Below are 25,975 nucleotides of genomic sequence, written 5' to 3' on the forward strand. Positions count from 1 at the left end.
CGGGTGCCGTCGGGTCGGGTGATGAAGCGTTCGGCGGTGAGTTCGGGGTTGCCGAGGTAGCCGCGGGCGAGTCCGGCGCCGCCGACGACGATCTCGCCGACCACGCCGACGGGCACCTCCACGAAACCGTCGTCGACGACCCGGACGGTCCAGCCCCGGACCGGCTTGCCGATGGGCGTCCGCCGCTGTGCGTCGGTCGTCTCCCGGACGACGTGGAACGTCGAGCAGACCGCCGCCTCGGTCGGCCCGTAGGCGTTGACGATCGTGGCCGGTGGCACGACCTCCTGCAGGCGGCCCAGCGTGCCCAGCAGGATCGGTTCCGCCCCGACCATGATCCGGTCGAGCAGCTCGGTGCCGCCGGTGGCCCGCAGCTCGTCGACGAGGAAGTCCAGCCCCACCGGCGGCAGGTAGGCGGTGGTGACGCCCCGGGTCGCCAGCTCGACCGCCAGCGCGCCCGGATCGGCCGCGATCTTGTCCGGCAGGACGTGCACGGTTCCGCCGCGGGTCAGCGAGATGAAGACCTCGAAGATCGACGCGTCGAACGAGAACGGGCAGACCGTGCTCGAGACGACCCGCCGCCGGAACGGGGCCACCGCGTCGAACCCGTCGAGCAACGCGCAGATGGACCGGTGCTCGATGCCCACGAGCTTCGGCTGACCCGTCGAGCCGGACGTGAACAGCCCGTACGCCAGGGCAGCCGGTGTGGCGCGGTCCACGAGCTCGTCCAGCCACTCCGCCGTCCCGGCCGCCGGAGTGCCGCCCAGGATCTCGCCCGGGTCCGCGGTGAGCAGCGTCGACACCAGCGGCCGCAACGACGACGCGGTGTCCCCGCCCGCGACGGCGACGCCGATGTCCGCGCGCCGCACCAGCTGCTCGATCCGGGCGGGCGGGAGCGCCGGGTCCAGCGGCACGAAGCAGCAACCCGCCAGCATGACGCCGAGCGCACCGGCCACATAGGACTCGTTGCGCTCGGCGGACACGCCGACGAGCGACTCGGCGGGCAGGTCCAGCGCCAGCAGCTCCGCGCACACGCGCTGCGCGGTCGCGAACAGCTCTTCGTAGCTGACGCTGCGCCGGCCCGCCACCACGGCGGCCTCGTGCGGGGCCTGCCGGGCGTGCCGGAGGACGAGGCCGGTGAGGGTCGGCCCGGGCGTGACGGTCATGGCGAGCCCCTGTATCCGACCGAGGCCGGCGACGTCGTCGTCGCCAGCTCGATCTGCCCGAGGATGCGTTGCAGGTTCAGCGAACTGTCCAGGTCGGCGAGGTCGTGGCCGGGCTCCTGCGCCCACCACGCGCGCAGCGAGGCCTCGATGAACGCCGACACCTTGCCCACGCCGCGGATGTCCGCCGGCAGGTCCGCCCGGTCGACCGACTTCGTGTGGACCTCGCTCAACCAGCCGGTTTCCGAGACGGACGAGACGACCAGGCGGTCGCAGTCCCAATGGGGCGTGTCGAAGGTCAGCTCGAGGCAGAACAAGCCGGCCGCGGCGGACCGGACGACCGCGGTCACGCGTCGCATGCGTGCGGGCCAGGCGAACGACGAGTGCACGATGAACGGCGTGCGGCCGTTCTGCATGGCGAGGACGTCGACCGCCTCCAGCCGCTCGCCGGCGGCGACGCTGAAGTCGCTGCGGACGCCGGCGGACGCCACGACCTCGATCTCACCCGGCCCGAAGAGGTGTCGCATCAGGTCCAGCGGGTGGATGAGCTCGGAAAGCACGCCGATCGTCGGGCGGGGGTCGCTGATCCGGTGCTTGCCCCAGAACGACTCGACCCGGACGACGTCGAACGGGCCCGCGTCGCGCAGCCACTCCGCGCACTCGCGCACGATCGGGCTGAACCGCTCGACCAGGTTCATGGAGAACGCGTGGTGCCGCAAGGAGTCCGCGGCGCGCTCGGCCTCGCCGACGTCCGCGGCGAGCGGCTTCTCGGCCAGGACCAGCGCCCTGCGGTAGGACCGCAGCTCGGCGAAGACGGCGGCGTGCGCCGCCTCGTTCACGGTCACGCAGACCACGGTCGGCGACAGCTCGGCCAGCGCCGCGCGGATGTCGGTGTAGAGGACACCGTCCGCCGGAACCCGGCTCGCGTCGAGGTCACAGAACCCGGCGATCTCGACCGGCAGGCCGACCTTGCGCAGGTGGTCGAGCGCGGCCGTGAACCGCCGCCCGGCGTATCCGTAGCCGACGACCAGTACGCGCTCGATCGTGTTCATGCCGGCTGGTCCCGCGCGCAGACGATCAGGTCGAGGATCTCCACCCGCTCCGGTGTGTGCAGCAGGTGCGCGATCGCCGCGGCCACGTCGTCCGCGGTCAGGTTCTCGTGCGCGCCGTACAGGTCGGCCCGGGCCACGCCGGCCGGGGCGTGCGCGTAGAAGTTGCGTCCGAAGTCGGTTTCCTCGACGAACCCGGGGGAGACCATCGAGACCCTCGTCCGCCGGCCCGCGGCGCGTACCTGCTTGCGGTACTCCTCGACGATGACCCGCGCCGCCGCCTTCGACGCCGAGTAGCAGAGGTTTCCCGGAGTCCGCGAGGGACGGTGCGCGGCCATGGAGCTGACCTGGACGAACACGGGAAGGTCGGCGCAGTGCGTGTCGATGATCGACAGCAGCGACAGCAGGCTCGCGACGTTCGTGGTCAGGATGTCGGTCCACGCGCGCAGGTAGTCGGCACCGACCGGGGCGTAGAACCCGACGCCGACGCAGTTGACGATGTAGTCGACGGCCTGCCGGTCCTTGGCCGATCGGATGACCCGTTCCAGGCCGGCGTAGTCGCGAACGTCCGCGGACACCGCCGCGACGCCCTCGTCGAGCTCCGGTGCCCGGCGGGCCACCGCGGTGATTTGCTGGCCGCCCGCGGCGAGTCGCCGTGCCAGCCGGTGCCCCACGCCCGACGACGCGCCGAGTACGACGCCACCCTTCAGCACGGTGCTCACCACGTTCCCAGGAACCCGGCCAGCGCCGCGACGCCGCGGCCCCACTCGTCGATGTCGAGGGCCTCGTGGCTGGAGTGCGCGTCGGCGAGCCGGCCGGCGCCGAACACGACGGTCGGCAGGCCCAGCTCCTCGTGATACAGCCGCGCGTCACAGCTCACGTGCCACGCCCGGCGCTGCGCCACCGCCGCACCCGTCGCGCGCACCGCCGCGCGCAGGTCCCGGGCCACGCGCTCGTCGGGGTCGCCGAGGTATGCGCCGTTGTGGATGCCGCGCAACCGGACCCGCGAATGCGTGCGCAGCCAGGGATCGCGCAGACGGGACACGAGGTCGGAGAGCATGCCGAGCACCGCCGCGGTCGAGTACCGCGGGTGGAAACCGAAATGGCCGCCGACGGTGCAACGCTCCGGAATGGACCCCGGCCACTCCCCGCCGGCGATCGTGCCGACGTTGATCTGCACCGGCCGGTCCACCCCGGCGAACGCCGGGTCGGTCCGGGCCTCGTCCAGCAGCTCGGCCTCCAGCTCCCGCAGCAGGGCCAGGAACTCGACGGCGCCGTCGATCGCGCTGAGCCCGCTGCCGCCCATGTGGCTGGACCGGCCACCGATCTCGACCGCGAACCCGGCGCACCCGCGGTGCCCGTGGAAGACCTCGAGCCCCGTGGGTTCCAGCACGACGACCTCGTCGGCGTCGCGCCCGTGCAGGACCGTCGACAGCGCGCCGTTGCCGCCGATCTCCTCCTCGGGGACGAGGTCGAGGGTCACCCCGCGGCGCAGCGGGATGCCGGCGTCGGCGAGGTACCGCAGCGCCGCCGCCAGCATGACGATGTTCCCCTTGGTGTCGGCCGTGCCGCGGCCCACGAGCCGGCCGTCGGCCTCCTTCGGCTCGAAGGCGAGCGGGAAGTCGGGACCCGGCGGGACGACGTCGACGTGTCCGCTGAAGAGCGTGTGGGCCCCGCCCGCCGTGGGTGCGGGGAAGTCGACGCGAAGCGTCCCGCGATCCTCGGGCGGCAGCTGCGCGTACTCGTTGTGGTTCGCGGCGGGATGGTCGAGCAGGGCCGCGTGGCGCGGCTCGTGGCTGACCGTCCCGCCGAGCCGCTCGAAGTAGTCCCGCAGCCAGGAGAACGCCGCCGGCTCGTTCGGTGTCGTGGTGTCCACGGCGACGAGCGCGGCGATGTCCTCGACGAACGACTCCCGGTGGCGCGCCAGCCACCGGTCGAACCCGTTGCGGCCGTTCATCATGCGGTCTCGGCCAGCGCGTGGCGCTCGAGTGCGTGCCAGGGCAGGACTTCCTCGAACCGGGTCGCCCGCTGGGTGCCGATCCACCACTCGTCGCCGAACCGCCGACCGGTCGTGAACGAGGTGAACGCGCACTGGTAGTGCGTGCGCCACGCGTCGTGCAGGATCGCGTAGCCGTGCGGGCCGATCAACCGCGAGGCCTCGAGAACGCAGCGGCGCCGCTTGCGGCCGTCGACCACCGCGAGGTCGCAGGTGATCCCCAACCGGGCCGGCAGCGAGACGTACGCGTCGAGATCCACCTCGCGGTCCGCCTCCCGGCCGGGCAGGTCCGGACGGACGTTGCCCGCGTCGTAGAGCACCGCGAGCACGCCGGGCCGGCCGGCCCGCGCCCGGAGCTCGGCGAAGTCCACTTCGGACTCGGTGACCACCGCGGTGTTGTCCCGCGACCGCAGTTCCGCCGCGCAGCGCTCGTCGAAGAAGCTCTTGTTGTGCTCGAGGGCGAGCCAGGAGTAGGGCACGCCCAGCCGGTCGAGATAGGCCGTGTACCACAGCGTGCTCTTGCCGGCCCCCCACTCGACCACCCGCAGGGTCTGCCCCGCGCGGTGCACGGCGAGCCGGTGGAGGAGGGCCTCGTACAGGTCGGCGTCGCGCACGCTCATCCAGGCCTTGGGGCTCTCGGTCTCACTCCACCACTGGGTGTCCGGAATGTCATTCGCCATGATGAACGTGTTCCAATCTGTCAGAACTGCTCGACAGCGGGTTGGTTGATGCGACCTCGGCAGTCGAGGACCAGCCGTGCCTCGCGCGCGATCATCCGGTAGTCGACGTTGTCGTGATCGGTCACGATCACCACCAGGTCCGCCGCCCGGCACTCCTGCCGGGTCGGCACGACCGGCTCCATGCCGAGCCGGCGGATCTCGTCCGCCGCCAGCGGGTCCGCGACGCGGACGCGGGCACCGTGGGCCTGGAGTCGCCGGATGATCTCGAGAGCGGGCGCGGCGCGGACGTCCGGCACGTTGGGCTTGTACGCGATGCCGACGACGAGGACGGTCGCGCCGCGCAGCGACCGCCCGTGGCGGTCGAGCGCGTCGCGAGCCCGGTCGACGACGTTGCCCGGTGCGCTCTCGTTGACCTCCATCGCCGCGTCGAGGATCTTGCTCGGCTCCCGGAACTGGCTGATCGAATGCTGCAGGTAGCGCACGTTGTTCGGCAGGCAGTGCCCGCCGACGCCCGGGCCGTGGTGGAACGGCATGAACCCGTACGGCTTGGACGACGCCGCCGCGACCACCTCCCGGAAGTCGATCGACGCGTTGTGGGCCGCCAGGGCGAGCTCGTTGACGAGGGCGATGTTCAGGTAGCGGAAGGTGTTCTCGAACAGCTTCGCGAACTCGGCCACCTCGCAGCTGGACACGAGCTGGACGTTGTCGAACATCGTCTCGTAGAACTTCCGGGCCAGCGTGCCGCTCTCGGTGTCCACTCCGGACACGAGCTTCTGCACCTCGCTGAACGACACGGTGCGCCGGCCCGGATCGATCCGTTCCGGGCTGTACGCCAGGTGGATCTCGCTGCCCACCCGCCGCCGGCTGGTCGCCTCGAGCAGGGGCAGTACGTGCCGCCGGGTCGCGCCGACGTGCACCGTCGACTCGACGACCACCAGCGCGCCCTGCGGGGCGGCCGCCGCGACCGACCTGACGGCGCGGTCGAGGAACTCGAGAGCCGGCTCGTTCGACGCGGTCGACGACGTGGGCACGGCGAGGACGTAGACCTCGGCCGGCGGCGCGCCGGCCAAGTCGGCCATCGGCGTGAACCGCCCGCTGCCGACGCACTCCCGCAGTGCCGGCGAGGGCACGTCGGGAATGTACGAGCTGGCGCCTCGCAGGCTGCTCAGCCGGTACGGGTCCGACTCGACCGCGAGCACGTCGTGCCCCGCTCGGCACGCCTCGATCGCAAGCGGCAATCCGACGTAACCCTGACCGACGACCGCGACTCTCATGGTTCTCCCCGGTTTCGACGACCGACCGTCAGGCGGCCGCGCGCGACGGACCATCCAGCGCGGGGCCGGCCGACGACGCCCGGCTGACGGCGGGAAGCCCGATGATGCGCCGCGCCTCCCCGGGCGTGGCCGGCTCCCGCCCGACGTCACGGGCGATGCGTACCGCGCGCTCGACCAGCCGCGCGTTCGTCGACTCGGCGGACCTGTCGTGCCAGTCGTAGTACGGGTTGTCCTCGAGCCCGACCCGGACGTGCCCGCCGAGGCTCGTCGCCAAGGTGTTGGCCGCGACCTGCGCGCGTCCGATTCCGGCGAAAGCCCACGTCGCGCCGTCCGGCAGGGCCGCGAGCGCGGCGGCGGCGTTCGCCGCGCTGACCGCCGCGGTACCGCGTGAGCCGAGCAGCACGTTGAAGTAGTACGGCGGTTGGAGAATGCCCCGGGAGATCAGGTAATTCGCATAATCGATCATGCCCACGTCGAATGTCTCGAGCTCCGGCACGATTCCCCGCTCTCGCATGGCTGTCGCGAGCGCGGCAATAGTCTCCGGGGAGTTGATCGACGGTCCCGACGCGAAGTTCATCGACCCGAGTGTCAGCGAGGCCATTTCCGGCTTGGCGCGGCCGGCGACATCCAAAGACGCGGCGCGCTTTTCGACCTCGCTCCAGTTGCGCCCGCTGGTCGTGACGACGAGAACAATTTCCGGCGCCGCATCGGCCACCGCGGAACAAATGTCGGCGAACCGGTCGCCGCGCCAGGTCGGCTCCTCGTCATCGTCACGTGCGTGCAGGTGAACCATGGACGCCCCCGCCTCGAAGCAACGCCGCACGTCGGCGGCGATCTCCTCGGGCGTGATCGGAACGGCCGGTACCTTCGCCCTTCTCGGGACCATGCCCGTCGGGCACAGATTGACGATGATCTCGTTGCCTTCTGACATTCCCGTCCTCTGGTGTCGAGACTTTTCTCGGTGAGCGAATTACCCAGAGCCCGCATTTGATGCTAGGAAAGACGATAGCCAGATGTAAGACGTGCCCGACCATGCTCAAGCCGTTCTTGAGGACGGGCGGCGAGATCGCCGAAGCCCGCGATCTTGGGGCCCTTGACTTCCGGACGGCCGAAAAGCGTCGGTGTCAGTGCGTCACAGGTAGTGCCCGCTGGCGAGGTAGGGCGCCGGCTCGGGCATGCCGCGCAGCGCGAGGTAGCCCTCCTGCCCGATGTCGAGCCGTGCGGCCAGGCCGACGTCGATGGCCCAGTGGTTGGCCGTGGTGATGCAGTTGACGAGTGTGTCGCCGGATGAGCGGGCCAACGCCTCCCACAGCAGCGTGCTCGCCGGCTCGTCGTCGCCGGCGGCGAGCAGCATCGCGCGACCGTGCTCGTTGAGGTACACGTAGCCGTCCCGCGCCCGGGTCACCACCAGGCGCAGGGTGTTCAGCATGTACGCGTGGTCTGGGCCGTGGCCGTCGCCGCGCAGCCGGGTGTCCAGCGCGTCCATCCACTCGAAGTCCTCCGCCGTGCCGTCGCGCAGCCCGGTGATCGCCGGCAGCGTCGCGCGGTCGACGGTGCCGACCATGCGCATCTGCGGGTACAGCAGGAAACCCGCGAGCCGGTAGCGGCGCGTCGCTCCCGGGTGGACGGTGGAGGAGAACATGCCGGCCCGGCCGTCCGCGTGCGCCAGCACGGCGTCCATCAGCCGGCGGCCGACTCCCCGGCCCTGGTGGGAGGGCAGCACTCCGTAGGTCCACAGGAACCAGAACCGGCCGCGGTTCTGGGCGAACGCGAACCCGACGAGCTCGTCGCCGTCCGTCGCGACCCAGCAGCCGGCCGGGTCCTCGTCGAGGAAGTAGCGGGTGCGGTCGATCCATTGTCCGCGCACGCTCGCCGGGCGTGGCGCGGGCTCGGCGTCGCTGACCCGCCGGGTGAGCCGCTCAGCCTCGACGAAGGTGATGTCCGAGACCCGCTCGGCGGCTTCGATGTCCCCCTCGGCCAGCGGCCGCAGTGCCACGTTCATGAACCGAGTATGCTTTCCGCCTGAACCGGAAGTAGATCGTCCGGCACCGGTTCTACCGTGACAGCCATGACCGAGTTCCGCGAGCAGGACCTCACCGGGGCACGCTTCGCGCGCGTGAGCCTCCGCGACGCCACGTTCACCGAGGTCCGCTTCAACGACGCCGACATCCGCGACGCCGACTTCACCGGTGTGCGGATCCGCGGCAGCCTGTTCAACGGAAGCCGGCTGCGCGGAGTCGAGCTGCTGAATGTCACCATCGACGGCGAGCTGCGGAACGTCGTCGTGAACGGGGTCGACATCGCACCGCTCGTCGACGCCGAGCTGAACCGGCGCATGCCCGAGCGGGCGCGGATGCGCCCCGACGACCCCGACGGGTTCCGGGCGGCCTGGGCGATCCTGGAGCGGTTGTGGGCCGGCACGCTCGCGCGGGCCAGGACGTTCCCCGAAGCGGCGCTGCACCGCGGCGTCGACGAGGAGTGGTCGTTCATCCAGACCCTGCGCCACCTCAACTTCGCCACCGCCGCGTGGGTCGGCCGGATGATCCTCGGCGACGCCGCGCCGTGGCACCCGCTGGACCTCCCGTGGGACGAGGCACCCGGTTGGGACGGCATCCCGTGGGACCGCGAGGCACGGCCCTCGCTCGAGGAGGTGCTCGCCGTCCGAGCCGAACGCCGGGCGATGGTCCGCGACGTCCTGGACTCGCTCACCGACGAGCAGCTCGCCGCCGAGGTGACCCGTAGCGAGCCCGGCTGGCCCCGGCTCGAGCACTTCCCCGTCAAGGAGTGCCTGCGCATCGTTCTCAACGAGGAGTGGGAGCACCGGCTCTACGCCGAACGAGACCTGACGGCACTGGAGAAGGAGCTCTGATCAGCGGGCGCATGGCCGACGCCCACGCTGGATACCCTGCCGGGAGCTCTGCAGGTGCATCGAAGCGACGGAGGTAGGCGGCATGACGCTGGCCGACACGAGCCCCCTGTCCACCGAGGACGCCGGCCGGCTGGCCGAGACGCTCCATGCCGATGGCATCGTCGCCCGGCAGGGGGCGTTCACCGCCGAGTGGGTGGACCGGCTCGGCGAGGACATCATGGCGTTGTTCGAGGAGGCGCGGACCCAGGGCAGCGCGATCGGCCGCGGCCCGGAGCGGTACTACGTGGAGATCCACCCGGAGCGGCTGCGCGGGTTCGTCGACCTGGTGACGCACCCGTGGGTGACCGGCGTGTGCGAGGCGGTCCTCGGTCCGGAGTACGAGATCGTCGAGGTGGGTTTCGACATCCCGTTTCCCGGCGCGATGAACCAGCCGTGGCATCGGGACTTCCCGGCGCCGGCGGAGACGACCGAACACGGCCGGCTGACCTCGCTGGCGTTCAACATGACCACGGTCGACGTCGAACCGGACATGGGCCCGTTCGAGATCGCGCCCGGCACCCAGTGGGAGCACGGCCACGACTTCGAGCACGGCATGTTCCCGCCGCGGCGCGAGTGGCCGCGCTACGAGTCGCTGAGCCGGCGCAAGCTCACGAAGCGCGGCGACATCTCCGCGCGCAGCGCGCTCACGATCCACCGCGGCACGGCCAACCGCTCGGCCAGGGCACGGCCCACCCTCGTGCTCGGAGTCGACGCGCCCGGCGCGGGCAACGCCGGGCACCACGACCTCATGGTCACCCGGGACTACCACGCCGAGCTGCCGCGGGAGGTCCGGGCACACCTGCCCGCCCGGCTGGTCGACCGCTTGGAGCCGATCGAGCAGAAACACACGATCGAGGGCCTCGTGATGGGCGAGTCCTAGACACGCGGGCATGCGCGCACCTTCAGACGTGCGCGTGCGCGACCGGCGCGGGGGCGACCGCCGCCGCGGGCGCGGACCGCCATGCCTTCCGGTCCAGGGTGACCAGGCCCACGGCGATCAGGCACCACAGGGCGCCGGTCAGCCAGTCCATGCGGGTCGCGTCGGCGTAGGCGAAGCCCAGCGCCGCGTAGCTGATCGTGCCCTGGGCGACGTGGAAGACCATGGTCATCAGGCCGCTGCCACCGGTGCGGTTGAACAGCCACACGTAGACGAACGTGATGGCGAACGTCACCGGGATGCCGACCGCCGCGAGCCGGTCCGTCGCGACCAGCGGAACGTGCCACAGGGCGACGAGCACGCCGAGCGTGCAGGCGGATCGCAGCGGTGACCACAGCCGCTGCAGCCGCGGCACGGCGTAGGCGCGCCAGCCCGGTTCCTCACCGAGCGGTCCGTTGAGCGGGTCGACGAACCGGAACGCGAACATCAGGCCGATGTCGGCCCACGCCATGTTCGCGATGTCCGGCGCCGGCGCGTGCCAGATCGTCACGTTCGCGATCGTCGCGACGGCCAGCACGGCCAGCGGGGTGCCGAGCGCGACGACCCACCACCGCCAGCCGACCCGCCAGCGGGTCATCCGGGCGAGGAGCTCCCGGTAACCACTGCGGCCGTCGGTGACGCCGATGACGACGAGGGCGGCGAGCAACGGCCCCCACGGCCAGAACGGCACCACGTCGACGCCGGCCGCGTAGAGCGGCCAGGCCCACCAGGACAGCACGAACGCGAGGCCGAAGAACGCGGTGAGGCGGTGCCGGCGGGTCCATGTGGCGATCGTTGACATGAGGTCCTCCTCTTCCAGATCCGGGCGTGGGACCCGCCAACGGTGCGCCGGGCGGGCGGACGGCGGGTAGCGGGTGACCCCGGCACCACGAGCAGGGTTTTCCCTGGGCACCGCAGGGCTGGCCCCGGTGCCCCGCAGCAGGTCCGGCGCCCACAGTGGAGTCCACCGGCGATCCGACCCACGAGGAGGACCTCATGATCGAAACCCGCGGACTCACCAAGCGCTACGGCGCGACGCTCGCCGTCGACGACCTGTCCTTCACCGTGCACCCCGGCCGGGTCACCGGTTTCCTCGGGCCGAACGGCGCCGGGAAGTCGACGACCATGCGCATGATCCTCGGGCTCGACCGGCCCACGTCCGGTCACGCGCTGGTCAACGGCAGGCCCTACGAGGAGCTCGACCATCCACTGCGGACAGTTGGTGCGCTGCTGGACGCGAAATGGGTGCATCCCAACAGATCCGCGCGCGCACACCTGCGCTGGCTGGCCCGCTCGAACCGGCTGCCGGCGAGCCGCGTGGACGAGGTGCTCGACCAGGTCGGCCTGACCGACGTCGCCGAACGCCGGGCCGGGGCCTACTCGCTCGGCATGTCACAGCGGCTCGGCATCGCCGGGGCGCTGCTGGGCGACCCGGAGATCCTGCTGTTCGACGAGCCGGTCAACGGGCTCGACCCGGAGGGCATCGTGTGGATCCGCGAGTTCATGCGGCGCCTGGCGGGGGAGGGGCGCAGCGTGCTGGTGTCGAGCCACCTGCTGCCGGAGATGGCGCTGTCGGCGACCGAGCTCGTGGTGATCGGCCGGGGCCGGCTGATCACCCAGAGCACGACCGCCGAGTTCGTCGAGAGCGCCACGTGCTCGTCGGTGCGGGTGCGCAGCCCACGGCTCCTGGAGCTCGCGGAAGTGTTGATGCGCAACGGAATGGACGTCCAGGCGGCCCCGGGCGGCGAACGGACGCTCGTGGTGTCCGGCTCGGACACCGACCGGATCGGTGAGCTCGCCGCCGGCGCCGGGATCGCGCTGCACGAGCTGGCGCCGCACCGGGGTTCGCTGGAGGAGGCGTTCATGCACATCACCGGCCATGACGTCGAGTACACCGCCGGTGACCCGGCCCGCGACCGAACCGACCGAACCGAACGAATCGACTCTGCGGCGACCGCGGCCGCGGGAAGGTGACCGTCATGTCCGTCATCGCAGCTGAGCGAATCAAGCTGACCTCGACGCGGTCGCCGTGGTGGTGCGCCGCATTCGGTGTGGTGGCCACGATCGGCGTGGCGTCGATCTCGATGACCGCGGAGGACCCGACCGGGTTCACCGGTGTCACGTCGACCCAGCTCGGCTACGGCCTGGGCATGGCCGTGGTCATGGTGATGGCGACGCTCGCCGTCACCACGGAGTACTCCGTCGGCATGATCCGCACGACGTTCCTCGCGGTGCCGAACCGGACCGTGTCCCTGCTGGCGAAGACGGTCGTCGTCGCGGTCGCCGCGGGGCTCATCGGGCTGGTCACCGCGTTCGGCAGCTGGGCCATTGGCCTCGTCCTGATGCCCGACGCCGACCTCGCGCTGCACGGAGCGACCGAGTGGCGGCAGGTCGCCGGCGTGGCTCTGGTCTTCCTCGTCGCGGCCGTCTTCGCGGTCGCGGTCGGTGTCCTCGTCCGCCACACCGCCGGTGCCGTGGCGATCGTGCTGACCTGGGCACTGATGATCGAGCAGCTGCTCGCGCTGATTCCGGGGTTCGAGCCGGTGGTCACGTGGCTGCCATTCCAGGCCGCCAAGCAGTTCCTGCTCGCCGGCCAGACGCCGGAAGGGCTCGGCCTGACCGAGCAGCCGTGGGCCGCGATGGGCTACTTCGCCGCCGTCAGCACGGCACTGCTGGCGGTCGCCATCGGGGTGGCGAAGCGGCGCGACGCCTGACGTCTCGACCGGTGGCCGGATCCGCAACGGGTCCGGCCACCGCCGCGTCCGGGTCAGCCGCGCAGGTACGTCAGCACGGCCAGCACCCGGCGGTTGTCGTCGGCACCCGGCTGCAGGCCGAGCTTGGTGAACACCGAGCGCACGTACGCCTCGACCGTCTTCGGGCTGAGGTAGAGCCGCTGGCTGATCGCCTGGTTGGAGCGCCCCTCCGCCATGACCTCCAGGACGTCGCGTTCGCGTTCGGTCAGCTCGTCCAGGGGGCTGCGGGTGCGCTTGCGGCCGACCAGCTGGGCGACCACGGACGGATCGACCACCAGCCCGCCGGCGGCGACCCTGCGCACGGCGTCGGTCAGCTCGCCGAGGTCGGCGACGCGCTCCTTGAGCAGGTACCCGGCGCCGTGCGCGCCGGACTCGATCAGCTGCAACGCGAAGTGCGGCTCGACGTGCGCCGACAGAACGAGCACGCCGACCGACGGGTGCCGCTCGCGCAGCGTCCGCGCCGCGTCGAGACCTTCGGCCGTGTGCGTCGGCGGCATCCGGATGTCGACGATCACCGCGTCGGGCGGGTCGCGGAGCACGTGCGCCAGCAACGACCCGGCGTCCCCCGCCTGGGCCGCGACCTCGAACCCGGCCTCGGTGAGCACCCGCGCGAGGCCTTCCCGGAACAGCACCGCGTCGTCGGCGATCATCACGCGCAGGGCAGGCCGGCTCTCGTTCACCTGACCTCCTCGTTCGCGTACCGCGACCTCGGTCCGGGTAGCGAACGAGTGTACGGCCACGATCAGGTTTCGCCGGCCAGCTTGCGCACCAGCTCGCCGCTCAGCGCGGACTTGGCGATGAACCCGGCGGCCCGGCTGTCGTCCACGAGCGAGCCGTAGTCGGCCCGGGCACGGCTCGACACCAGCACGACCGCCGGCGCCTCGTCCTGCGCGGCGAGCACCTCGGCGACCGCGAAGCCGTCCATGTCGGGCAGCTGCACGTCGAGCAGCACCACGTCCGGCCGCAGCTCGGGCACGGCCGCGATCGCCGCCGCGCCGTCCGCCGACTCGCCGACCACGACCAGACCGTCGGCGACGAGGACGCGGCGCGCGAACGACCGGAAGGCGGCATGGTCGTCGACGATCAGCACCCGGTGCACCATCAGGTGAGGATCGCAACGCCCCGGCACCGGGACTACGGGGACAACCCTGCGAGCCGGACCGGGAACGGGCATCTCACCCGATCAAGGCGGTACCGGACGATGTGCCGGTGAGCTACCGTGCGAGGTCAGGTCGGGGACGAGTCGACACCCAGCAGGACGTGTCATGGGTGCAGCCGATGCGGCGGTCGCCGGGACCCACACCAGTACCTCACGCCGCTTCTCCGACGCCGAGCACGGCGCCGCGTTCTGGGTCGCACTCGCCCTCGCCGTGGTCGCGGCCGAGTTCGGCACCCTCGTGCCGGTGCTGTTCCCGCACGGCGCTCCGGTCGAGGCGATCGACGTCGCGTTCCGGCTGATCGGCGGCTCCTTCGCGGCGTGCGGGCTGGTCGCCTGGCACCGCAGGCCCGACAGCCGCAGCGGCCTGTGGATGACCGCCACCGGCTTCGCGTTCTTCGTCAGCCCGCTGGCCGGCCTGCTCGACTGGCCGGCCGCGCAGGTCGTCGCGCTGTGGCTGCCGGACCTGTGGGTCCTGTTCTTCGTGCTGCTCGTGCTGACGTACCTGACCGGTGGCCGGATGCGGACCCGGGCCGACCGGATCCTGGTCGCCACGGTGGCGGTGGAGCTGGTCGTGCTCGCCCCGCTGTGGTTGCTGCTCGCCGACTTCGACGGCAACCCGATCGCGGCGTGGCCCCACGAGCTCGCCGCGGAGATCGTCGACATCGCGCAGCGCGCCACCCTGCTGGGTGCCGCCGTCGGCACCGCGGCCGTCGTGGCCGCGCGGTGGTGGTCGGCGTCCGCGCCCGGCCGGCGGGCGCTGATACCGGCCGTCGCGGGCGCCGCCTGCCTGCTGCTGTTCGGCTGGCTGCTGACCGCCCAGTTCCTGACCGGCGAGAAGTCCCCGGTGCTGCTCTGGGTGGCGGCGTGCTCGCTGCTCGCCGTGCCGGTCGCGTTCCTGGTGGGCCTGCTGCGCTCCCGGCTCGCGCGGGGCGGGCTCGCCGACCTGTTCCGCGGGCTGCGCACCATGCGAGCCGAGGACCTGCGGGACGCGCTGGCCAAGGCGATCGGCGATCCGGACCTGACCGTCGCGTACCCGGCACCGGGTGGCGGCTACACCTCGCTCGCGGGAGATCCGCTCAACCTGCCCGGCGCCGGCGAGCCACGCTCGGTGGCCGGCGTCAACCGCGAGGGCCGGCAGGTGGCCGTGCTCGTCTACGACCGCTCGCTGGACGACGATCCCGAGCTGGTCGACGCGGTCACCGCCGCGGCGGCGATCGCGCTGGAGAACCAGCAGCTGCAGACGGAGGCACGGCAGCGGCTCGCGGAGGTCGAGAGCTCGCGGGAGCGGATCATCGCCGCGGGCGACGCCGAGCGCAGGCGGATCGAACGCAACCTGCACGACGGCGCGCAGCAGCGGCTGGTCACCCTCGCGATGCAGCTCTCCTTGATACAACGGGAGATCCGCCGCAACCCGGGCGACGCCGAGCAGCTCGTCACCTCCGCCAGCGACGAGCTCGCGCAGTCCCTGGCCGAGCTGCGCGAGCTCGCCCGCGGCATCCACCCGGCCGCCCTCGAGCACGGTCTCGAGGTCGCCCTGGAGGCGCTGGCAGCGCGGTCGGCCGTGCCCACGGCGGTGGCGTGCGACCCCGGACCACGGCTGCCGCAGTCGGTCGAGTTCGCCGCGTACTTCGTCGCGTCCGAGGCCCTGGCCAACATCGCCAAGTACGCCCACGCGAGCACGGTGACGGTCCGCCTGCGGCGCGCCGGCCCGAACGCGATCATCGAGATCACCGACGACGGCGTCGGCGGCGCCGACCCCGCCGCGGGCACTGGCCTGCGCGGCCTGACCGACCGGGTCGAAGCACTGCACGGCCGCCTGCGTGTGGTCAGCCCGGCCGGCGGCGGCACCGTCGTCACGGCGGAGCTACCCGCGCGGGACGAGCAGATCCGGAGCACCGGCACGCGCTGAACGCGCGCGGCGCCCCGGCCGGAGCACGACGGCCACTACACCGTCCGCGTGCTCTCGCGGGTGTCTCAGCTGTGCGCGGCGCGCATGCGCTGCATGCGGAAGGCGAGCGCCGTCGTCACGGCGAGCACGACGATGCCGATCGACTCGACGATGAGCGTCGTCGGGACCAGCTGGCCGTCGATCTGCTCGGTGATCCCGAAGAGCCCGACGGTCAGCGCGAGTATCAGCGCGAGCAGCGTGCCCACGATGAACAGCAAGCTGAGCACGCTCGCGATCGCCAGGAGCCGTCGTGGCGCGACGAGCATCGCGATGGCCAGGAGCAGCCCGCCGATGGCGTTGAGCGTGAACAGGACGCCCAGCAGGCCGTCCACCCCGTCGAGGACGAGGAAGAGATGGATCCCGCCCATCGCCAGGAGGGCCACCGCGCTGAGGATTCGCCAGATGATCGGCGAGAGCACCCCGCCCGGTCCCGCCTGGACGTAGCTCGAGTTGCCTTCGCCGGCGCTGATGGTTCCCATCGGAAACTCCCTTGGTCGCTTGGTGCCGTTGTCCCCTGCCGGGATTACGCCTGGATGCCCGGACAGGTTCAACGGCACCCGTGTCACCGGGAGTTTCCGGGTGGCTCGCGGCGGGGGAGTGGCCTGGTGGCCGGGCCTTCGAGCACGGCGCCGTCGACGTCGAAACGGGAGCCGTGGCACGGGCAGTCCCAGCTGCGTTCGGCGTCGTTGAAGCGCAGCAGGCAGCCGAGGTGGGTGCAGCGCAGGGAGACGGCGTGCAGCTTGCCGTCCTCGTCGCGGTAGACACCGGTCTTGCCCTGGCGATCCCGGACCACCCGGGCCTCGCCGGGGGGAACGTCCGCGGGGGTGGTGGTGTCCGGCGCGCGGAGCCGGTCGCCGACGAGGTTCGCGGCGACGGTGGTGTTGAGGCGGGCGAGCGTGGGGGCGGCGCGCACGCTGAGGCGGTGCGGGCTGAACCGGTCGGCCCACGGGTTGGGCTTCCCGGTGAGCAGGTCGGCGAGGATGATCGCGGCGAACGCGCTGGTCGACAGGCCCCACTTCTGGTACCCGGTGGCGACGTAGACCCGGTCCAGGCCGGGCCGGTAGGTGCCGATCATGGGGAGGTGGTCGTAGGGGATCGGGTCCTGCGCCGACCACCGGTGGGTGATCTCCTCGACCTCCCAGTGCCGGCGGGCGAAGGCGGTGAGCTCGTCGTACGGTCGGGTGCCGGCCTCGCGCCGGCCGGCGGGGTGACTCTGCCCGGCCAGGATCAGCAGGTCTGCGCTGGCGCTGGTCGACCAGGCCGGGCTGCCGGCGCTGATGGCCATCACAGCCGGCGGCGTGCCCTCGCGCAGCCGGGCGGCGACGCAGTACGCGCGGGTGGCCTCCAGGCGTGCGAAGAACACGCCGCGGTCGAGGATCGGGTAGTGGGTGGCGATCACCACCCGGTCCGCCGTGACGGTTCCCTCCGCCGTCACCACCCGGCACGGCTTGCCCTCACGCACCTGCCGTACCCGGGAGCGCTCGAACACGCGGCAACCGTCGCCCTCGACCGCGGCGGCCAAGCCGGCCGCGTAGCGCCGCGGATGGAGCAGGAGCTGCTCGTCCAGGCCGACCGCGCCGTATGTGGGAAACGGCAGGTCGGGCCCGACGTCGAGGGTGACCTCCAGCCCGGCCTCGCGCGCCGCCTCGGCCTCGGCCTCCACGGCGTCGCGTTCCTGCTCGGTGCTCGCATAGGTGACGGCCGTGCGCCGGCGCGGGTCGCAGTCGATGCCTTCCCGCGCGGCGAGCTCGGCGACCAGCTCCACGCCGGCGGTGCTCGCCCGTGCGTAGTCGGCGGCCGCGGCGGCGCCGTGCTCGCGGGCGATCCGGGAGTACATCGTGGCCTGCAAGGCGCTGACCTTGGCGGTGTTGTTCCCGCTGACACCGGCGCCCACGCGCGCCGCCTCGACCACCGCCACCCGCACGCCCGCGCGCTTGAGCAGCAGCGCCGTGGTGAGCCCGGTCCAGCCGCCGCCGACCACGGCCACGTCGCACCGGGTGGTGCCGGACAGGCTCGGATAACCGGCGTCCGGCGTATCCGCCAGCCACAGCGAATGCTGCGCGGTCGTTGTCTGCATGGCGCGGCTTTCCGGTACGGGTGCGGGGGGCTGAGCGGATGAATACCCCGAAGTGAACGACACACACCGCGTCGCCGTGGCCGGAGCGCGGCGCGGACATCGGACGTACGCTAGGCACGACGACGGCCTGCGGGCCGAGCCTGCTCCTCTGCATGTGCCGCCGCGAGGAAGGGCACGTCGATGAGCGGCCGACGCGATGAGGAACCCTTGAGCTTCGCCGATCGTGCCATCGAAGCTCGCCGGCGGGCGGACGAGGCGGGGCGCCGCGTGCACGAGCTGCGCGTCTGGCTGGCACAGGAGTACCGATCACCGGGCACACGTGTTCCGGGCGCCAGCACCCGCGAGCGGGTCGGCGGTTCCGTGGCCGACGCCCGGGCACGTGCGGCCGAAGCGGCACGCAACTTGTTGGACGCCTACGGGCGGGCGGCGGAGGCACACGAGCGGGCGGCGGAGGCCCACGAGCGACTTGCGGACTGGCACGCGGCCGACGATCTCGGCGAGTATCACCAGCAGCGCGCCGCACAGCACCGCCGGGACGCGGCGGGCGACCGCGCCGCGTCCTCCCTCGAACCCACGTGACCGGCGGTTCGCGCCCGCCGAGCGAACGCCGTCACTGGTGCTGGGCCTTCGCGTACAGGTGCTTCGACCACCCGTAGCCGACCGCGGCGATGGCCACGCACCAGCCGACGGCGATGGGCCCGCTCTTGCCGATCGGCGTGCCGAGCAGCAGGCCGCGGATCGTCTCGATCACCGGGGTGAACGGCTGGTACTCGGCGAACCAGCGCAGCCCCGCCGGCATCGACGCGGCCGGCACGAAACCGCTGCCGAGGAAGGGAAGCAGCGTGAACACCATCGGCGTGTTGCTCGCGGTCTCGACGCTCTTCGCCACCAGCCCGAGCGCCACCGACAGCCAGGTCAGGGCGATGGTCAGCAACAGCAGCACGCCGGCGACCGCCAGCCACTCGACGGGCCCGGCGGCCGGTTCGAACCCCACGAGCAGCGCCACTCCCGTGACGACGGCCAGTCCCAGCATCGCCTGGATGACGGTGCCGATGACATGCCCGGTCAGCACCGACGCCCGGTTGATCGCCATGGTGCGGAACCGGTTGATGATGCCTTCCTTCATGTCGATCGCGACCGACACGGCCGTGCCGAGCGCCGCGCTGGACACGGTGATCAGCAGGATGGCCGGCGTGACGAACCCGACGTACTCCGCCCGGCCACCCAGGCCGCGCGCCGCCGCGCCGAGCCCGTCGCCGAGGGTGGCGCCGAAGACGTAGACGAACAGCAGCAGGAACACGATGGGCTGGCCGAGCAGCATGAACGTCAGGGACGGGTAGCGCTGCATGTGGCGCAGGTTGCGGCGCAACATCGTCATCGAGTCGCTCGCCGCGAAGGACAGGGTGCTCATCCGGCCATCTCCTCGCTCCGGTCGGCCGCCTGGCCGTTCGTGTCGTCGGCCGCGTGGCCGGTGAGGGTGAGGAACACGTCGTCGAGATCGGGCGTGTGCACGGTCAGGGCGTCCACCTCGACGGCGGCGGCGTCGAGCCGGGCGAGCACCGCGCGCAGGGCCGGCACGCTGCCGTCGGTCGGCACCTGCAGCACGAGCGCCTCCTCGTCCTGTGTGGACATGTCAAGCAGGCGTGCCGCCTCGGCGAGCAGGGCGGCGTCGGCGAACCGCAGCCGCAGATGGCCGCCCGGCAGCAGGCGCTTGAGCTCGTCCGGGGTGCCCTGCGCGACCAGCCGGCCGCGATCGAGGACGGCTATCCGGTCGGCGAGCTGGTCGGCCTCGTCGAGGTACTGGGTGGTGAGGAAGATCGTCACGCCGTTCGCGACCAGGTCGCGGATGATGTCCCACATGATGCGGCGGCTGCGCGGGTCCAGGCCCGTGGTCGGCTCGTCGAGGAAGATCACCTTCGGGTCGCCGACCAGCGTCATCGCGAGGTCCAGCTTGCGCCGCATGCCGCCGGAGTAGGTGATCGGCATCTTCTTCGCGACCTCGGTGAGATCGAACCGCTCGAGCAGCGCGGCGGCCCGCCGTCGCCCCTCGCGCCGCGGCAGGTGGTGCAGGTCCGCCATCAGGAACAGGTTCTCCTCGCCGGTGAGGAGGTTGTCCACGGCGGCGAACTGCCCGGTGACGCCGATGACGGCGCGGACCGCGTCCGGATCGGCCGCCACGTCGTGGCCGCCGACGCTCGCCGTGCCGGCGTCCGCACTGGCCAATGTGGACAGAATGTTGACGGTCGTGGTCTTGCCCGCACCGTTGGGTCCGAGCAGCGAGAAGATGGTGCCGGGCGCCACGTCGAGGTCGATGCCGTCGAGCACCACCTTGTCGCCGTAGGACTTGCGCAGGCCGGTCGCGGAGATCGCCGGGGGGCTCATGGCCGGGTGTCCTTTCGGGTCACGAGATCAGCAGCGGTGGACGGCGATCTGCCCGATCGCGGTCTGGGCGTGCACCTCGACGGTGTCGACCGCGGCGTCCGGCGCGTCGGCGGCCGCCATCGTGTTGTCCACGTGGCCGAACTGGGTCTTCACGTCCAGCCAGGCGGCGGTGCCGTCGCGGACGCCGATCTCGATGTCGCCCATGGCGGTCTCGAGGACCACCGTGCCGCGGACGACCTCGAGCGCCCGCACCGAGCCGTTGGCGGTCTTGGCGTCCACGGCGTCGGCCGCCCGGTCGACGGTGATGTCGCCGTTGGCCCCGCGGACCCGGACCGTGCCGCTCACCGTGCCGATCGTGGTGTCGCCGTTGGAGTTCTTGACCTCCGCGCTGCCGTCGACCTCGGCGACGCTGACCCGGCCGGAGCCCGTGCTGATCTCGGCGCTGCCGGCGACCCGTTCGACGTCGACGTTGCCGGCGCCGGTGTGCAGGCGCACCGCGCCGGTGTGCTCGAGGTGGAAGTGGCCGAGGCCCGACTTGTAGCGGCACCGGCCGAGCCGGCCGGTGGCGTGCAGGTCGCCGAGCCCGGTGCTGCCGTGCACCTGCGAACCGGTCGGCAGCTCGATGGTGACGTCGATCGACCTGGACTTGTTGGAGAAGTCGAACGGGCGCAACCGCGGCGCCTTGACCGTGAGCGTGCCGGCGGCGTACTCGACGCGGGTCTGTTCGGCGGCCTTGACGTCGGAGGGGTTGGCCGGGTCGGTCGGGCGCACGTCGACGACCGTGTCAGCGCGATCGCTCGCGATGACGCGGAGGTTGCCGACGACAGGTTCGACCGAGGCGGAGATCGGTTGCGGGGTGTCGAAAGTAGGCATGGCTGTCCCCCTGTGGGTGCTGTGGTTGATGCTGTGGTCGATGTCCGTGGTGGTCGATGTCCGTGGTGGTCGATGTCGTGCTGCTGGGACGGGTCAGCGGACCCAGCCGGTGTAGTGCCGGGCCGACCGGCTGCCGCGTCCGGTCGCGGGCGTTGGCCGCTCGGGTCGCAGGGCGGCGGTCGCGGCGCGCACGAGCCAGGCGTTGACCGAGCGGCCCTGCCGGCCCGCGGCCTCCTCGATGCGAGCCTTGAGGTGGTCCGGCAGGCGGAAGTTGATGCGAGTCATGGTGCCGTCCTCGTCGGACGGCTGGTCCGGCTCTTCGGCCGGACCGGGTGTGCCGTGCTCCTGGTCCGCCGGCACGGGCGGCTCGACGGCCGGTGCCGACACCGCGAAGTGCGGATCGCCCCCGCGAAGGCGCACCTCGACGGAGCCGGGCGCCAGGTCCCGGGTGATCTCGTCGGCCGCGGCCGACAGGGCGTCGAGCAGGGTGAGGCGGATCGCCGACGCGAGTGGTGCGCTCAGCCGCTCGGCGAGGGCGCGGGCCTCGTCGCCACCCGCCTCGGCGGCGACCGCCAGCTCTCGGCGAACGTTGTCCACATACCGCGTCAGGTCCATGACACCACTATGGCACCAAAATGGCAGCATCGCAACACCGTTCTACGAACTGCTTGGCGTGTCCATGCCGGTGATTCAGCTGTACGGCAGAAGCGCGGCTGGCGTTGTTGGCGCCAGGTGTGAGCCACCTTGGCGCCACTTGCTCCGCAACCGCCGTTGCGCGGCGCCATCGGGCGAATCGGCGCGCGGTCAGACACCTCGGTCACGCGTCCAGTCCGATTACCGGCCCGGGTCGCGGGTAGCCGCGCGTCGCAGCCACCGACAGACCCGGAGGAGTTGGCGATGACGAGCGACGTATCGCGCGGTGTGCACCCGGACGATCCGGCCGAGGGCAGCCGCGAACAGGGCGAGGCGGCCGAGGCCGCGGTCGCCCGGCGCGCGGAGGAGCAGCGCGAGGAGGAAGACCGCGACGAGGAGGACCGCGAGGAGGAAGACACCGCGCCGGAACACACCGAGGACGTCCTCGATCTGCTGTACCGGCAGCACGAGGAGATCCGGCGGTTGTTCGCCGACGTCGAGCAAGCCGGTGCGGACGAGCGGAGCTCGCTCTTCCACGAGCTGGTGCGCCTTTTGTCGGTGCACGAGACGGCCGAGCAGGAGCTCGTGCACCCGGCGATCCGGGACCTGGGTGGCGCCGACGTGGTCGACGCCCGCGTCGGCGAGGAGCACCGGGCCACCGAGCTGCTGAGCACGCTGACCGACATGGGTACCGAGGCCGAAGGGTTCGACACGCTGCTGGCTCAGCTGCGTGAGGACGTGCTGGCCCACGCCGAGCACGAAGAGCAGGCGGAGTTCCCGATACTCCGCCAGGGCACGGCGCGCGAGCGGCTCGTGTCGCTGGCGGGCGCCGTCCGCGCGGCGGAACGGATCGCGCCGACCCGGCCGCATCCGGGCGTGGAGAGCCCGGCGGCGAACCTTCTGCTCGGCCCGCCGCTGGCGATCATGGACCGCGCCCGCGACGCGATCCGGGCAGTGCTGGGCCGCTGAGGGCCGGCACCGGTCCTGGCTACCGCGGCTCCGCCAGCAGGTACCGGTAGGAGCCACGCTCGACCTCCCACTCCAGCGGCCTGCCGGCCGGCGTCCAGCCGAGCCGGTGGGCGTGGGGGGCGGCGACGCGCTGGCGCGTGCCCAGCCAGTCGGCGAAGGGCACCATGCCGGGTGCCCGGTCGGGTGGCACCCCGGTGGTCGCCTCGGGCCGGCCGATGAGCCGTCCGATGGCCTCGGCGACCCGCCGTGGTGTCGACTCGCCGGCGACCGCGTGCAGGACCGTCCCCGGGGCGGCGTCGAGCGCGCGCGCGGCCAGGTCCCCGACGTCGTCGACGTGGACGTTCGGCCACTCGTTCGTACCCGGTGCGACGTACCGTGCCGCGCCGCTCTGGAGCGCGGCGCGGATGAGACCCGTCAGCACGAGGCCGCCGGCGCGGCCGTATACCAGTGCCGGCCGGAGCACCAGGCCGTGTCCCGCCGCCAGCGTGGCCAGCTCCAGCTCGCGCCGCCAGCCCATCCAGGCCGGCGGCCGGACCGGCGCGTCCTCGCCGACCTGGCACTCGCCGGTCTCGCCGACGACGCCGATGCCGCTCGTGTAGAGGAACGGCCGGTCGCCGATCGCGGTGAGCATCGCCCGCACGCCGGCCGTTTCCGCGGCCGCGGCGCCATCCCCGGAGCCGAAGGCCGCATGCACCACAGCGTCCACTGTGGACAAGGCGGCGACGAGCGACGTGGGTTGCTCGAGCGTGGCCGCGACCGGGTGAACTCCCGCCGCCGCGAGCTTCTCGGCCGCGGCGGGCGTGCGGGCGGTGCCCACCACCCGGTGCCCGCTGGCCCGCAGCGAGCGAGCCGCGGCACTGCCCAGGTACCCGGTCGCCCCGGTGACGAGGACCGTGGTCATGACCGCAGCAGCGCGCCGGCTTCGCCGTAGACGAAGTCGCGGTTCGACGCGATGAACTCGTACGGGAAGCCCTGATCGATCGCGCTCGCCTCGTCGAGGTCGCGCACCGCCTCGCCGGGCAGGCGCAGCTCGGCGGCGGCCATGTTGTCCCGCAGCTGGTCCACCCGGCGGGCGCCGATTATCGGGTGGATCGACTGCCGGCGGGCGTGGGTCCAGGCCAGCGCGACCTGCGCCGAGCTGACGCCCAGCTCGTCGGCGACCACGTCGACGGCCCGGGCGATCTCGCGATGCCGCCCGGGAACGTCGAGCCCGTCCACCCGGGCCGGACCGTCGTGGCCCCGGGTGACCTTCCCGGTGAGCAGCCCGTTGGCCAGCGGAGACCACGCGGCCGTGGACAGCCCTAAGTGGTCGGCGAGCGGGAGATGCTCCCGCTCGACCTCCCGCGAAACGAGGTTGTACCGCAGCTGGAGGCCGGCGAACGGAGTCCAGCCACGCAGCTCCGCGAAGGTGTTCGCGCGGGCGACGACCCAGGCCGGCGCGTCGGAGACGCCCACGTAAAGGATCTTGCCGGCCCGGACGGCGTCGTCCAGCGCGCGCATCGTCTCCTCGATCGGTGTCGCCGGGTCCCAGATGTGCACCCAGTACAGGTCGATCCAGTCGGTCCGCAGCCTCGTCAGGCTCTCCTCGAGTGAGCGGCGCAGGTTCTTGCGGTGGCTGCCGGAGGCGTTCGGGTCCCGGCCGTCCATCGTCACCGTGTACTTCGTGGACAGCACGAACCGGTGGCGGTCCTTGCCGAGGAGCTCGCCGACGATCCGCTCGCTGGAGCCCTCGGTGTACCGGTTCGCGGTGTCGATGACGTTGCCGCCGACGTCGGCGTAGGCGGCGAGCATCTCGCGGCAGTCCTCGATCGGCGCACCCCATCCCCAGTCCTCGCCGAACGTCATCGTGCCCAGGAAGTAGTCGGAGACCCGGAGGCCGGTGTTGCCGAACGTGCGGTACCTCATCGTGATCACATCCCTCCACGGCCGAATGTACGCGATGTCTAGACATCCTGTCTAGACTGTATGTATAGACATGGCGTTCAGTATGCTGGCCGGCATGCGACGCAAGTCGGTGGACTCGGATCGGGCAGTCCGGACCGCGATTCTGGATGCCACCAGGCGGCTGCTCGCCAGCCGGAACTTCGACGAGATCAGCGTGGCCGACATCCTCGGCGAGGCCGGGGTCGCGCGCGGCAGCTTCTACTTCTACTTCTCGCGCAAGCAGGACGTGCTGGCCGAGCTGGTGCGCGCAGCGATCGCGGGCGGGCAGGTGGCCGGCCGAACCTGGCTGGACCACGAGGGCGCCGGGGACCGCCGGGCTGCCGTCCGCCGGTCCATCGCCGACGGCGCCAAGCTCTGGGCTGAGCAAGCCCCGGTCCTGCGCGCCGTGGTCGAGAACTCACACACCGACCCGGAGCTCGCCCGGCTCTGGCGCGGCCTGATGGCCCAGTTCACCGCGACGACCGTCGAGCGCATCGAGGCCGACCGCGCCGCCGGCGCGATCACCACGGAGCTCGACTCGACGACCCTCGCCGCCACGCTCACCTGGCTCGGCGAGCGCCTCTACTACCTCGCCGCGCTCGGCGAGCCGCCCTTTGACGACCAGGACAAGCTGGTCGACGCGCTCACCCACGCCTGGCTGGCGATGCTCTACGGCCCGTCCGGGCGCTAGGGAATGGACCTCGAGACCGGGGGTAGCCGTCGCGAAGTCAAGGAGTAGAACAACCAGGCAAGGGAGACTTCGATGACTTCGGCAAGAGCGGAGACCATCCGCGGCACCCACCCAGTTCGCACGGCCGCCCTGGTGCTGGCCATCGTGTTCCTGCTCGTCGGCATTCTCGGCTTCATCCCCGGCGTGACGACGGACTACGACGGCATGAAGTTCGCCGGACCCGACTCCACGGCAATGCTGTTCGGCGTGTTCTGCGTGTCGATCCTGCACAACGTCGTGCACCTGCTGTTCGGAATCGTCGGCATCGCTCTGGCCCGCACGGTCCCGGGTGCCACGGCCTTCCTGATCGGCGGTGGCGTCGTCTACGCGGTGCTGTGGCTCTACGGTCTGCTGATCGACCACGACAGCGCGGCCAACTTCGTGCCGGTCAACGACGCGGACAACTGGCTGCATCTCGCGCTGGCGGTCGTCATGATCGGGCTCGGCCTCGCACTGCGCCGTTCGCCCGCGCGGCGCGCCGCGGTCTGATCCGGGGTGCCGGCTCGAGCTCTCCGCGTTGTTTGCGACGGTCGCGACCGGGCATT

General features: G+C 72.0%; 28 protein-coding genes. 9 read left to right on the plus strand and 19 right to left on the minus strand.

The annotated features are described in order from the left end of the window. The 8 genes from VH969_RS09625 to VH969_RS09660 all read right to left on the minus strand — a co-directional run. A partial coding sequence (locus VH969_RS09625) for an AMP-binding protein (RefSeq protein WP_331973317.1) occupies positions 1 to 1,163 on the minus strand: 1,163 nt, incomplete at its 3' end. Further along, complete coding sequence (locus VH969_RS09630; RefSeq protein WP_331973318.1) at positions 1,160 to 2,212, minus strand: Gfo/Idh/MocA family protein; 1,053 nt, start codon at positions 2,210 to 2,212, stop codon at positions 1,160 to 1,162. The genes VH969_RS09630 and VH969_RS09625, both read right to left, overlap by 4 nt. After that, positions 2,209 to 2,931, minus strand: a complete 723-nt coding sequence (locus VH969_RS09635; RefSeq protein ID WP_331973319.1) for an SDR family oxidoreductase — start codon at positions 2,929 to 2,931, stop codon at positions 2,209 to 2,211. Before VH969_RS09635 ends, VH969_RS09630 begins: the two co-directional genes overlap by 4 nt. Continuing rightward, the gene (locus VH969_RS09640) at positions 2,928 to 4,169 is read right to left on the minus strand and encodes a M20 family metallopeptidase (RefSeq protein ID WP_331973320.1); all 1,242 of its coding nucleotides are present in this window, start codon (positions 4,167 to 4,169) and stop codon (positions 2,928 to 2,930) included. The genes VH969_RS09635 and VH969_RS09640 overlap by 4 nt, the downstream gene beginning before the upstream one ends. Then, complete coding sequence (locus VH969_RS09645) at positions 4,166 to 4,885, minus strand: hypothetical protein (protein WP_331973321.1); 720 nt, start codon at positions 4,883 to 4,885, stop codon at positions 4,166 to 4,168. The genes VH969_RS09640 and VH969_RS09645 overlap by 4 nt, the downstream gene beginning before the upstream one ends. Before the next feature lie 20 nt (positions 4,886 to 4,905). After that, positions 4,906 to 6,159, minus strand: coding sequence for a nucleotide sugar dehydrogenase (locus VH969_RS09650; protein WP_331973322.1), 1,254 nt, complete (start codon positions 6,157 to 6,159; stop codon positions 4,906 to 4,908). Positions 6,160 to 6,187: 28 nt separating this feature from the next. Then, positions 6,188 to 7,090 carry a beta-keto acid cleavage family enzyme gene (locus tag VH969_RS09655; protein WP_331973323.1) on the minus strand — a complete coding sequence of 301 codons (903 nt, stop codon included), beginning with the start codon at positions 7,088 to 7,090 and terminating at the stop codon, positions 6,188 to 6,190. 201 nt (positions 7,091 to 7,291) lie between these two features. Then, positions 7,292 to 8,161 carry a GNAT family N-acetyltransferase gene (locus VH969_RS09660; protein ID WP_331973324.1) on the minus strand — a complete coding sequence of 290 codons (870 nt, stop codon included), beginning with the start codon at positions 8,159 to 8,161 and terminating at the stop codon, positions 7,292 to 7,294. A gap of 66 nt (positions 8,162 to 8,227) precedes the next feature. Here VH969_RS09660 and VH969_RS09665 point away from each other — a divergent pair, with 66 nt between their 5' ends. Then, positions 8,228 to 9,028 carry a DinB family protein gene (locus tag VH969_RS09665; protein WP_331973325.1) on the plus strand — a complete coding sequence of 267 codons (801 nt, stop codon included), beginning with the start codon at positions 8,228 to 8,230 and terminating at the stop codon, positions 9,026 to 9,028. A gap of 82 nt (positions 9,029 to 9,110) precedes the next feature. Next, the gene (locus VH969_RS09670; protein ID WP_331973326.1) at positions 9,111 to 9,947 is read left to right on the plus strand and encodes a phytanoyl-CoA dioxygenase family protein; all 837 of its coding nucleotides are present in this window, start codon (positions 9,111 to 9,113) and stop codon (positions 9,945 to 9,947) included. A 22-nt stretch (positions 9,948 to 9,969) separates the two neighbouring features. On the opposite strand, the gene VH969_RS09675 is transcribed toward VH969_RS09670, so the two are convergent. Then, positions 9,970 to 10,785, minus strand: a complete 816-nt coding sequence (locus VH969_RS09675; protein WP_331973327.1) for a CPBP family intramembrane glutamic endopeptidase — start codon at positions 10,783 to 10,785, stop codon at positions 9,970 to 9,972. A 194-nt stretch (positions 10,786 to 10,979) separates the two neighbouring features. On the opposite strand from VH969_RS09675, the gene VH969_RS09680 reads away from it, so the two are divergent. Continuing rightward, positions 10,980 to 11,957, plus strand: a complete 978-nt coding sequence (locus tag VH969_RS09680) for an ATP-binding cassette domain-containing protein (RefSeq protein ID WP_331973328.1) — start codon at positions 10,980 to 10,982, stop codon at positions 11,955 to 11,957. 5 nt (positions 11,958 to 11,962) lie between these two features. Beyond that, entirely contained in the window at positions 11,963 to 12,697 is a 735-nt protein-coding gene (locus VH969_RS09685) for a hypothetical protein (protein WP_331973329.1), read from the plus strand. Positions 12,698 to 12,750: 53 nt separating this feature from the next. Here the strand turns inward: VH969_RS09685 and VH969_RS09690 are convergent, their stop codons facing one another. Further along, positions 12,751 to 13,395, minus strand: coding sequence for a response regulator transcription factor (locus VH969_RS09690; protein WP_331973362.1), 645 nt, complete (start codon positions 13,393 to 13,395; stop codon positions 12,751 to 12,753). Between the two features lie 83 nt (positions 13,396 to 13,478). Further along, positions 13,479 to 13,838: a response regulator gene (locus VH969_RS09695; RefSeq protein ID WP_331973330.1), complete on the minus strand. Its 360-nt coding sequence runs from the start codon at positions 13,836 to 13,838 to the stop codon at positions 13,479 to 13,481. 163 nt (positions 13,839 to 14,001) lie between these two features. On the opposite strand from VH969_RS09695, the gene VH969_RS09700 reads away from it, so the two are divergent. Beyond that, positions 14,002 to 15,804: a sensor histidine kinase gene (locus VH969_RS09700; RefSeq protein ID WP_331973331.1), complete on the plus strand. Its 1,803-nt coding sequence runs from the start codon at positions 14,002 to 14,004 to the stop codon at positions 15,802 to 15,804. A 65-nt stretch (positions 15,805 to 15,869) separates the two neighbouring features. Here VH969_RS09700 and VH969_RS09705 read toward each other — a convergent pair whose 3' ends face one another. Together VH969_RS09705 and VH969_RS09710 are read right to left on the minus strand one after the other, a co-directional pair. After that, on the minus strand, positions 15,870 to 16,322 hold the full coding sequence (locus VH969_RS09705) for a hypothetical protein (RefSeq protein WP_331973332.1): 453 nt from the start codon (positions 16,320 to 16,322) through the stop codon (positions 15,870 to 15,872). Between the two features lie 83 nt (positions 16,323 to 16,405). Continuing rightward, positions 16,406 to 17,920 (minus strand): FAD-dependent oxidoreductase, encoded by a 1,515-nt coding sequence (locus tag VH969_RS09710; RefSeq protein WP_331973333.1) that lies wholly within the window; start codon positions 17,918 to 17,920, stop codon positions 16,406 to 16,408. A 207-nt stretch (positions 17,921 to 18,127) separates the two neighbouring features. Between VH969_RS09710 and VH969_RS09715 the strand changes: the two genes are divergently transcribed. Next, positions 18,128 to 18,499 (plus strand): hypothetical protein, encoded by a 372-nt coding sequence (locus VH969_RS09715; protein WP_331973334.1) that lies wholly within the window; start codon positions 18,128 to 18,130, stop codon positions 18,497 to 18,499. Between the two features lie 31 nt (positions 18,500 to 18,530). On the opposite strand, the gene VH969_RS09720 is transcribed toward VH969_RS09715, so the two are convergent. The 4 genes from VH969_RS09720 to VH969_RS09735 all read right to left on the minus strand — a co-directional run bounded on the left by VH969_RS09720 (position 18,531) and on the right by VH969_RS09735 (position 21,790). Next, positions 18,531 to 19,331: an ABC transporter permease gene (locus VH969_RS09720; protein ID WP_331973335.1), complete on the minus strand. Its 801-nt coding sequence runs from the start codon at positions 19,329 to 19,331 to the stop codon at positions 18,531 to 18,533. After that, positions 19,328 to 20,302, minus strand: coding sequence for an efflux ABC transporter ATPase subunit, DrrA-related (locus VH969_RS09725; protein ID WP_331973336.1), 975 nt, complete (start codon positions 20,300 to 20,302; stop codon positions 19,328 to 19,330). Before VH969_RS09725 ends, VH969_RS09720 begins: the two co-directional genes overlap by 4 nt. Before the next feature lie 27 nt (positions 20,303 to 20,329). Next, the gene (locus tag VH969_RS09730) at positions 20,330 to 21,175 is read right to left on the minus strand and encodes a DUF4097 family beta strand repeat-containing protein (RefSeq protein WP_331973337.1); all 846 of its coding nucleotides are present in this window, start codon (positions 21,173 to 21,175) and stop codon (positions 20,330 to 20,332) included. Between the two features lie 93 nt (positions 21,176 to 21,268). Continuing rightward, the gene (locus VH969_RS09735; protein ID WP_331973338.1) at positions 21,269 to 21,790 is read right to left on the minus strand and encodes a hypothetical protein; all 522 of its coding nucleotides are present in this window, start codon (positions 21,788 to 21,790) and stop codon (positions 21,269 to 21,271) included. Positions 21,791 to 22,072: 282 nt separating this feature from the next. Between VH969_RS09735 and VH969_RS09740 the strand changes: the two genes are divergently transcribed. Next, complete coding sequence (locus VH969_RS09740; RefSeq protein ID WP_331973339.1) at positions 22,073 to 22,777, plus strand: hemerythrin domain-containing protein; 705 nt, start codon at positions 22,073 to 22,075, stop codon at positions 22,775 to 22,777. 19 nt (positions 22,778 to 22,796) lie between these two features. On the opposite strand, the gene VH969_RS09745 is transcribed toward VH969_RS09740, so the two are convergent. Together VH969_RS09745 and VH969_RS09750 are read right to left on the minus strand one after the other, a co-directional pair. Further along, positions 22,797 to 23,678: an NAD-dependent epimerase/dehydratase family protein gene (locus VH969_RS09745; RefSeq protein WP_331973340.1), complete on the minus strand. Its 882-nt coding sequence runs from the start codon at positions 23,676 to 23,678 to the stop codon at positions 22,797 to 22,799. Continuing rightward, positions 23,675 to 24,682 (minus strand): aldo/keto reductase, encoded by a 1,008-nt coding sequence (locus tag VH969_RS09750; protein ID WP_331973341.1) that lies wholly within the window; start codon positions 24,680 to 24,682, stop codon positions 23,675 to 23,677. Before VH969_RS09750 ends, VH969_RS09745 begins: the two co-directional genes overlap by 4 nt. Before the next feature lie 94 nt (positions 24,683 to 24,776). Between VH969_RS09750 and VH969_RS09755 the strand changes: the two genes are divergently transcribed. Together VH969_RS09755 and VH969_RS09760 are read left to right on the plus strand one after the other, a co-directional pair. Further along, entirely contained in the window at positions 24,777 to 25,391 is a 615-nt protein-coding gene (locus VH969_RS09755) for a TetR/AcrR family transcriptional regulator (protein WP_331973342.1), read from the plus strand. 72 nt (positions 25,392 to 25,463) lie between these two features. Then, positions 25,464 to 25,919 carry a DUF4383 domain-containing protein gene (locus VH969_RS09760; RefSeq protein WP_331973343.1) on the plus strand — a complete coding sequence of 152 codons (456 nt, stop codon included), beginning with the start codon at positions 25,464 to 25,466 and terminating at the stop codon, positions 25,917 to 25,919. Positions 25,920 to 25,975: the final 56 nt, after the last annotated feature.

This window comes from Actinophytocola sp. (genome assembly GCF_036555685.1).
Classification (GTDB): Bacteria; Actinomycetota; Actinomycetes; order Mycobacteriales; family Pseudonocardiaceae; genus Actinophytocola.

Coding starts and splice junctions, on each gene's coding strand:
- VH969_RS09630 (WP_331973318.1), bottom strand. CDS start 2,212: ATGAACACGATCGAGCGCGTACTGGTCGTCGGCTACGGATACGCCGGG.
- VH969_RS09640 (WP_331973320.1), bottom strand. CDS start 4,169: ATGATGAACGGCCGCAACGGGTTCGACCGGTGGCTGGCGCGCCACCGG.
- VH969_RS09645 (WP_331973321.1), bottom strand. CDS start 4,885: ATGGCGAATGACATTCCGGACACCCAGTGGTGGAGTGAGACCGAGAGC.
- VH969_RS09650 (WP_331973322.1), bottom strand. CDS start 6,159: ATGAGAGTCGCGGTCGTCGGTCAGGGTTACGTCGGATTGCCGCTTGCG.
- VH969_RS09655 (WP_331973323.1), bottom strand. CDS start 7,090: ATGTCAGAAGGCAACGAGATCATCGTCAATCTGTGCCCGACGGGCATG.
- VH969_RS09660 (WP_331973324.1), bottom strand. CDS start 8,161: ATGAACGTGGCACTGCGGCCGCTGGCCGAGGGGGACATCGAAGCCGCC.
- VH969_RS09665 (WP_331973325.1), top strand. CDS start 8,228: ATGACCGAGTTCCGCGAGCAGGACCTCACCGGGGCACGCTTCGCGCGC.
- VH969_RS09670 (WP_331973326.1), top strand. CDS start 9,111: ATGACGCTGGCCGACACGAGCCCCCTGTCCACCGAGGACGCCGGCCGG.
- VH969_RS09675 (WP_331973327.1), bottom strand. CDS start 10,785: ATGTCAACGATCGCCACATGGACCCGCCGGCACCGCCTCACCGCGTTC.
- VH969_RS09680 (WP_331973328.1), top strand. CDS start 10,980: ATGATCGAAACCCGCGGACTCACCAAGCGCTACGGCGCGACGCTCGCC.
- VH969_RS09685 (WP_331973329.1), top strand. CDS start 11,963: ATGTCCGTCATCGCAGCTGAGCGAATCAAGCTGACCTCGACGCGGTCG.
- VH969_RS09695 (WP_331973330.1), bottom strand. CDS start 13,838: ATGGTGCACCGGGTGCTGATCGTCGACGACCATGCCGCCTTCCGGTCG.
- VH969_RS09700 (WP_331973331.1), top strand. CDS start 14,002: ATGGGTGCAGCCGATGCGGCGGTCGCCGGGACCCACACCAGTACCTCA.
- VH969_RS09705 (WP_331973332.1), bottom strand. CDS start 16,322: ATGGGAACCATCAGCGCCGGCGAAGGCAACTCGAGCTACGTCCAGGCG.
- VH969_RS09710 (WP_331973333.1), bottom strand. CDS start 17,920: ATGCAGACAACGACCGCGCAGCATTCGCTGTGGCTGGCGGATACGCCG.
- VH969_RS09720 (WP_331973335.1), bottom strand. CDS start 19,331: ATGAGCACCCTGTCCTTCGCGGCGAGCGACTCGATGACGATGTTGCGC.
- VH969_RS09725 (WP_331973336.1), bottom strand. CDS start 20,302: ATGAGCCCCCCGGCGATCTCCGCGACCGGCCTGCGCAAGTCCTACGGC.
- VH969_RS09730 (WP_331973337.1), bottom strand. CDS start 21,175: ATGCCTACTTTCGACACCCCGCAACCGATCTCCGCCTCGGTCGAACCT.
- VH969_RS09735 (WP_331973338.1), bottom strand. CDS start 21,790: ATGGACCTGACGCGGTATGTGGACAACGTTCGCCGAGAGCTGGCGGTC.
- VH969_RS09740 (WP_331973339.1), top strand. CDS start 22,073: ATGACGAGCGACGTATCGCGCGGTGTGCACCCGGACGATCCGGCCGAG.
- VH969_RS09745 (WP_331973340.1), bottom strand. CDS start 23,678: ATGACCACGGTCCTCGTCACCGGGGCGACCGGGTACCTGGGCAGTGCC.
- VH969_RS09750 (WP_331973341.1), bottom strand. CDS start 24,682: ATGAGGTACCGCACGTTCGGCAACACCGGCCTCCGGGTCTCCGACTAC.
- VH969_RS09755 (WP_331973342.1), top strand. CDS start 24,777: ATGCGACGCAAGTCGGTGGACTCGGATCGGGCAGTCCGGACCGCGATT.
- VH969_RS09760 (WP_331973343.1), top strand. CDS start 25,464: ATGACTTCGGCAAGAGCGGAGACCATCCGCGGCACCCACCCAGTTCGC.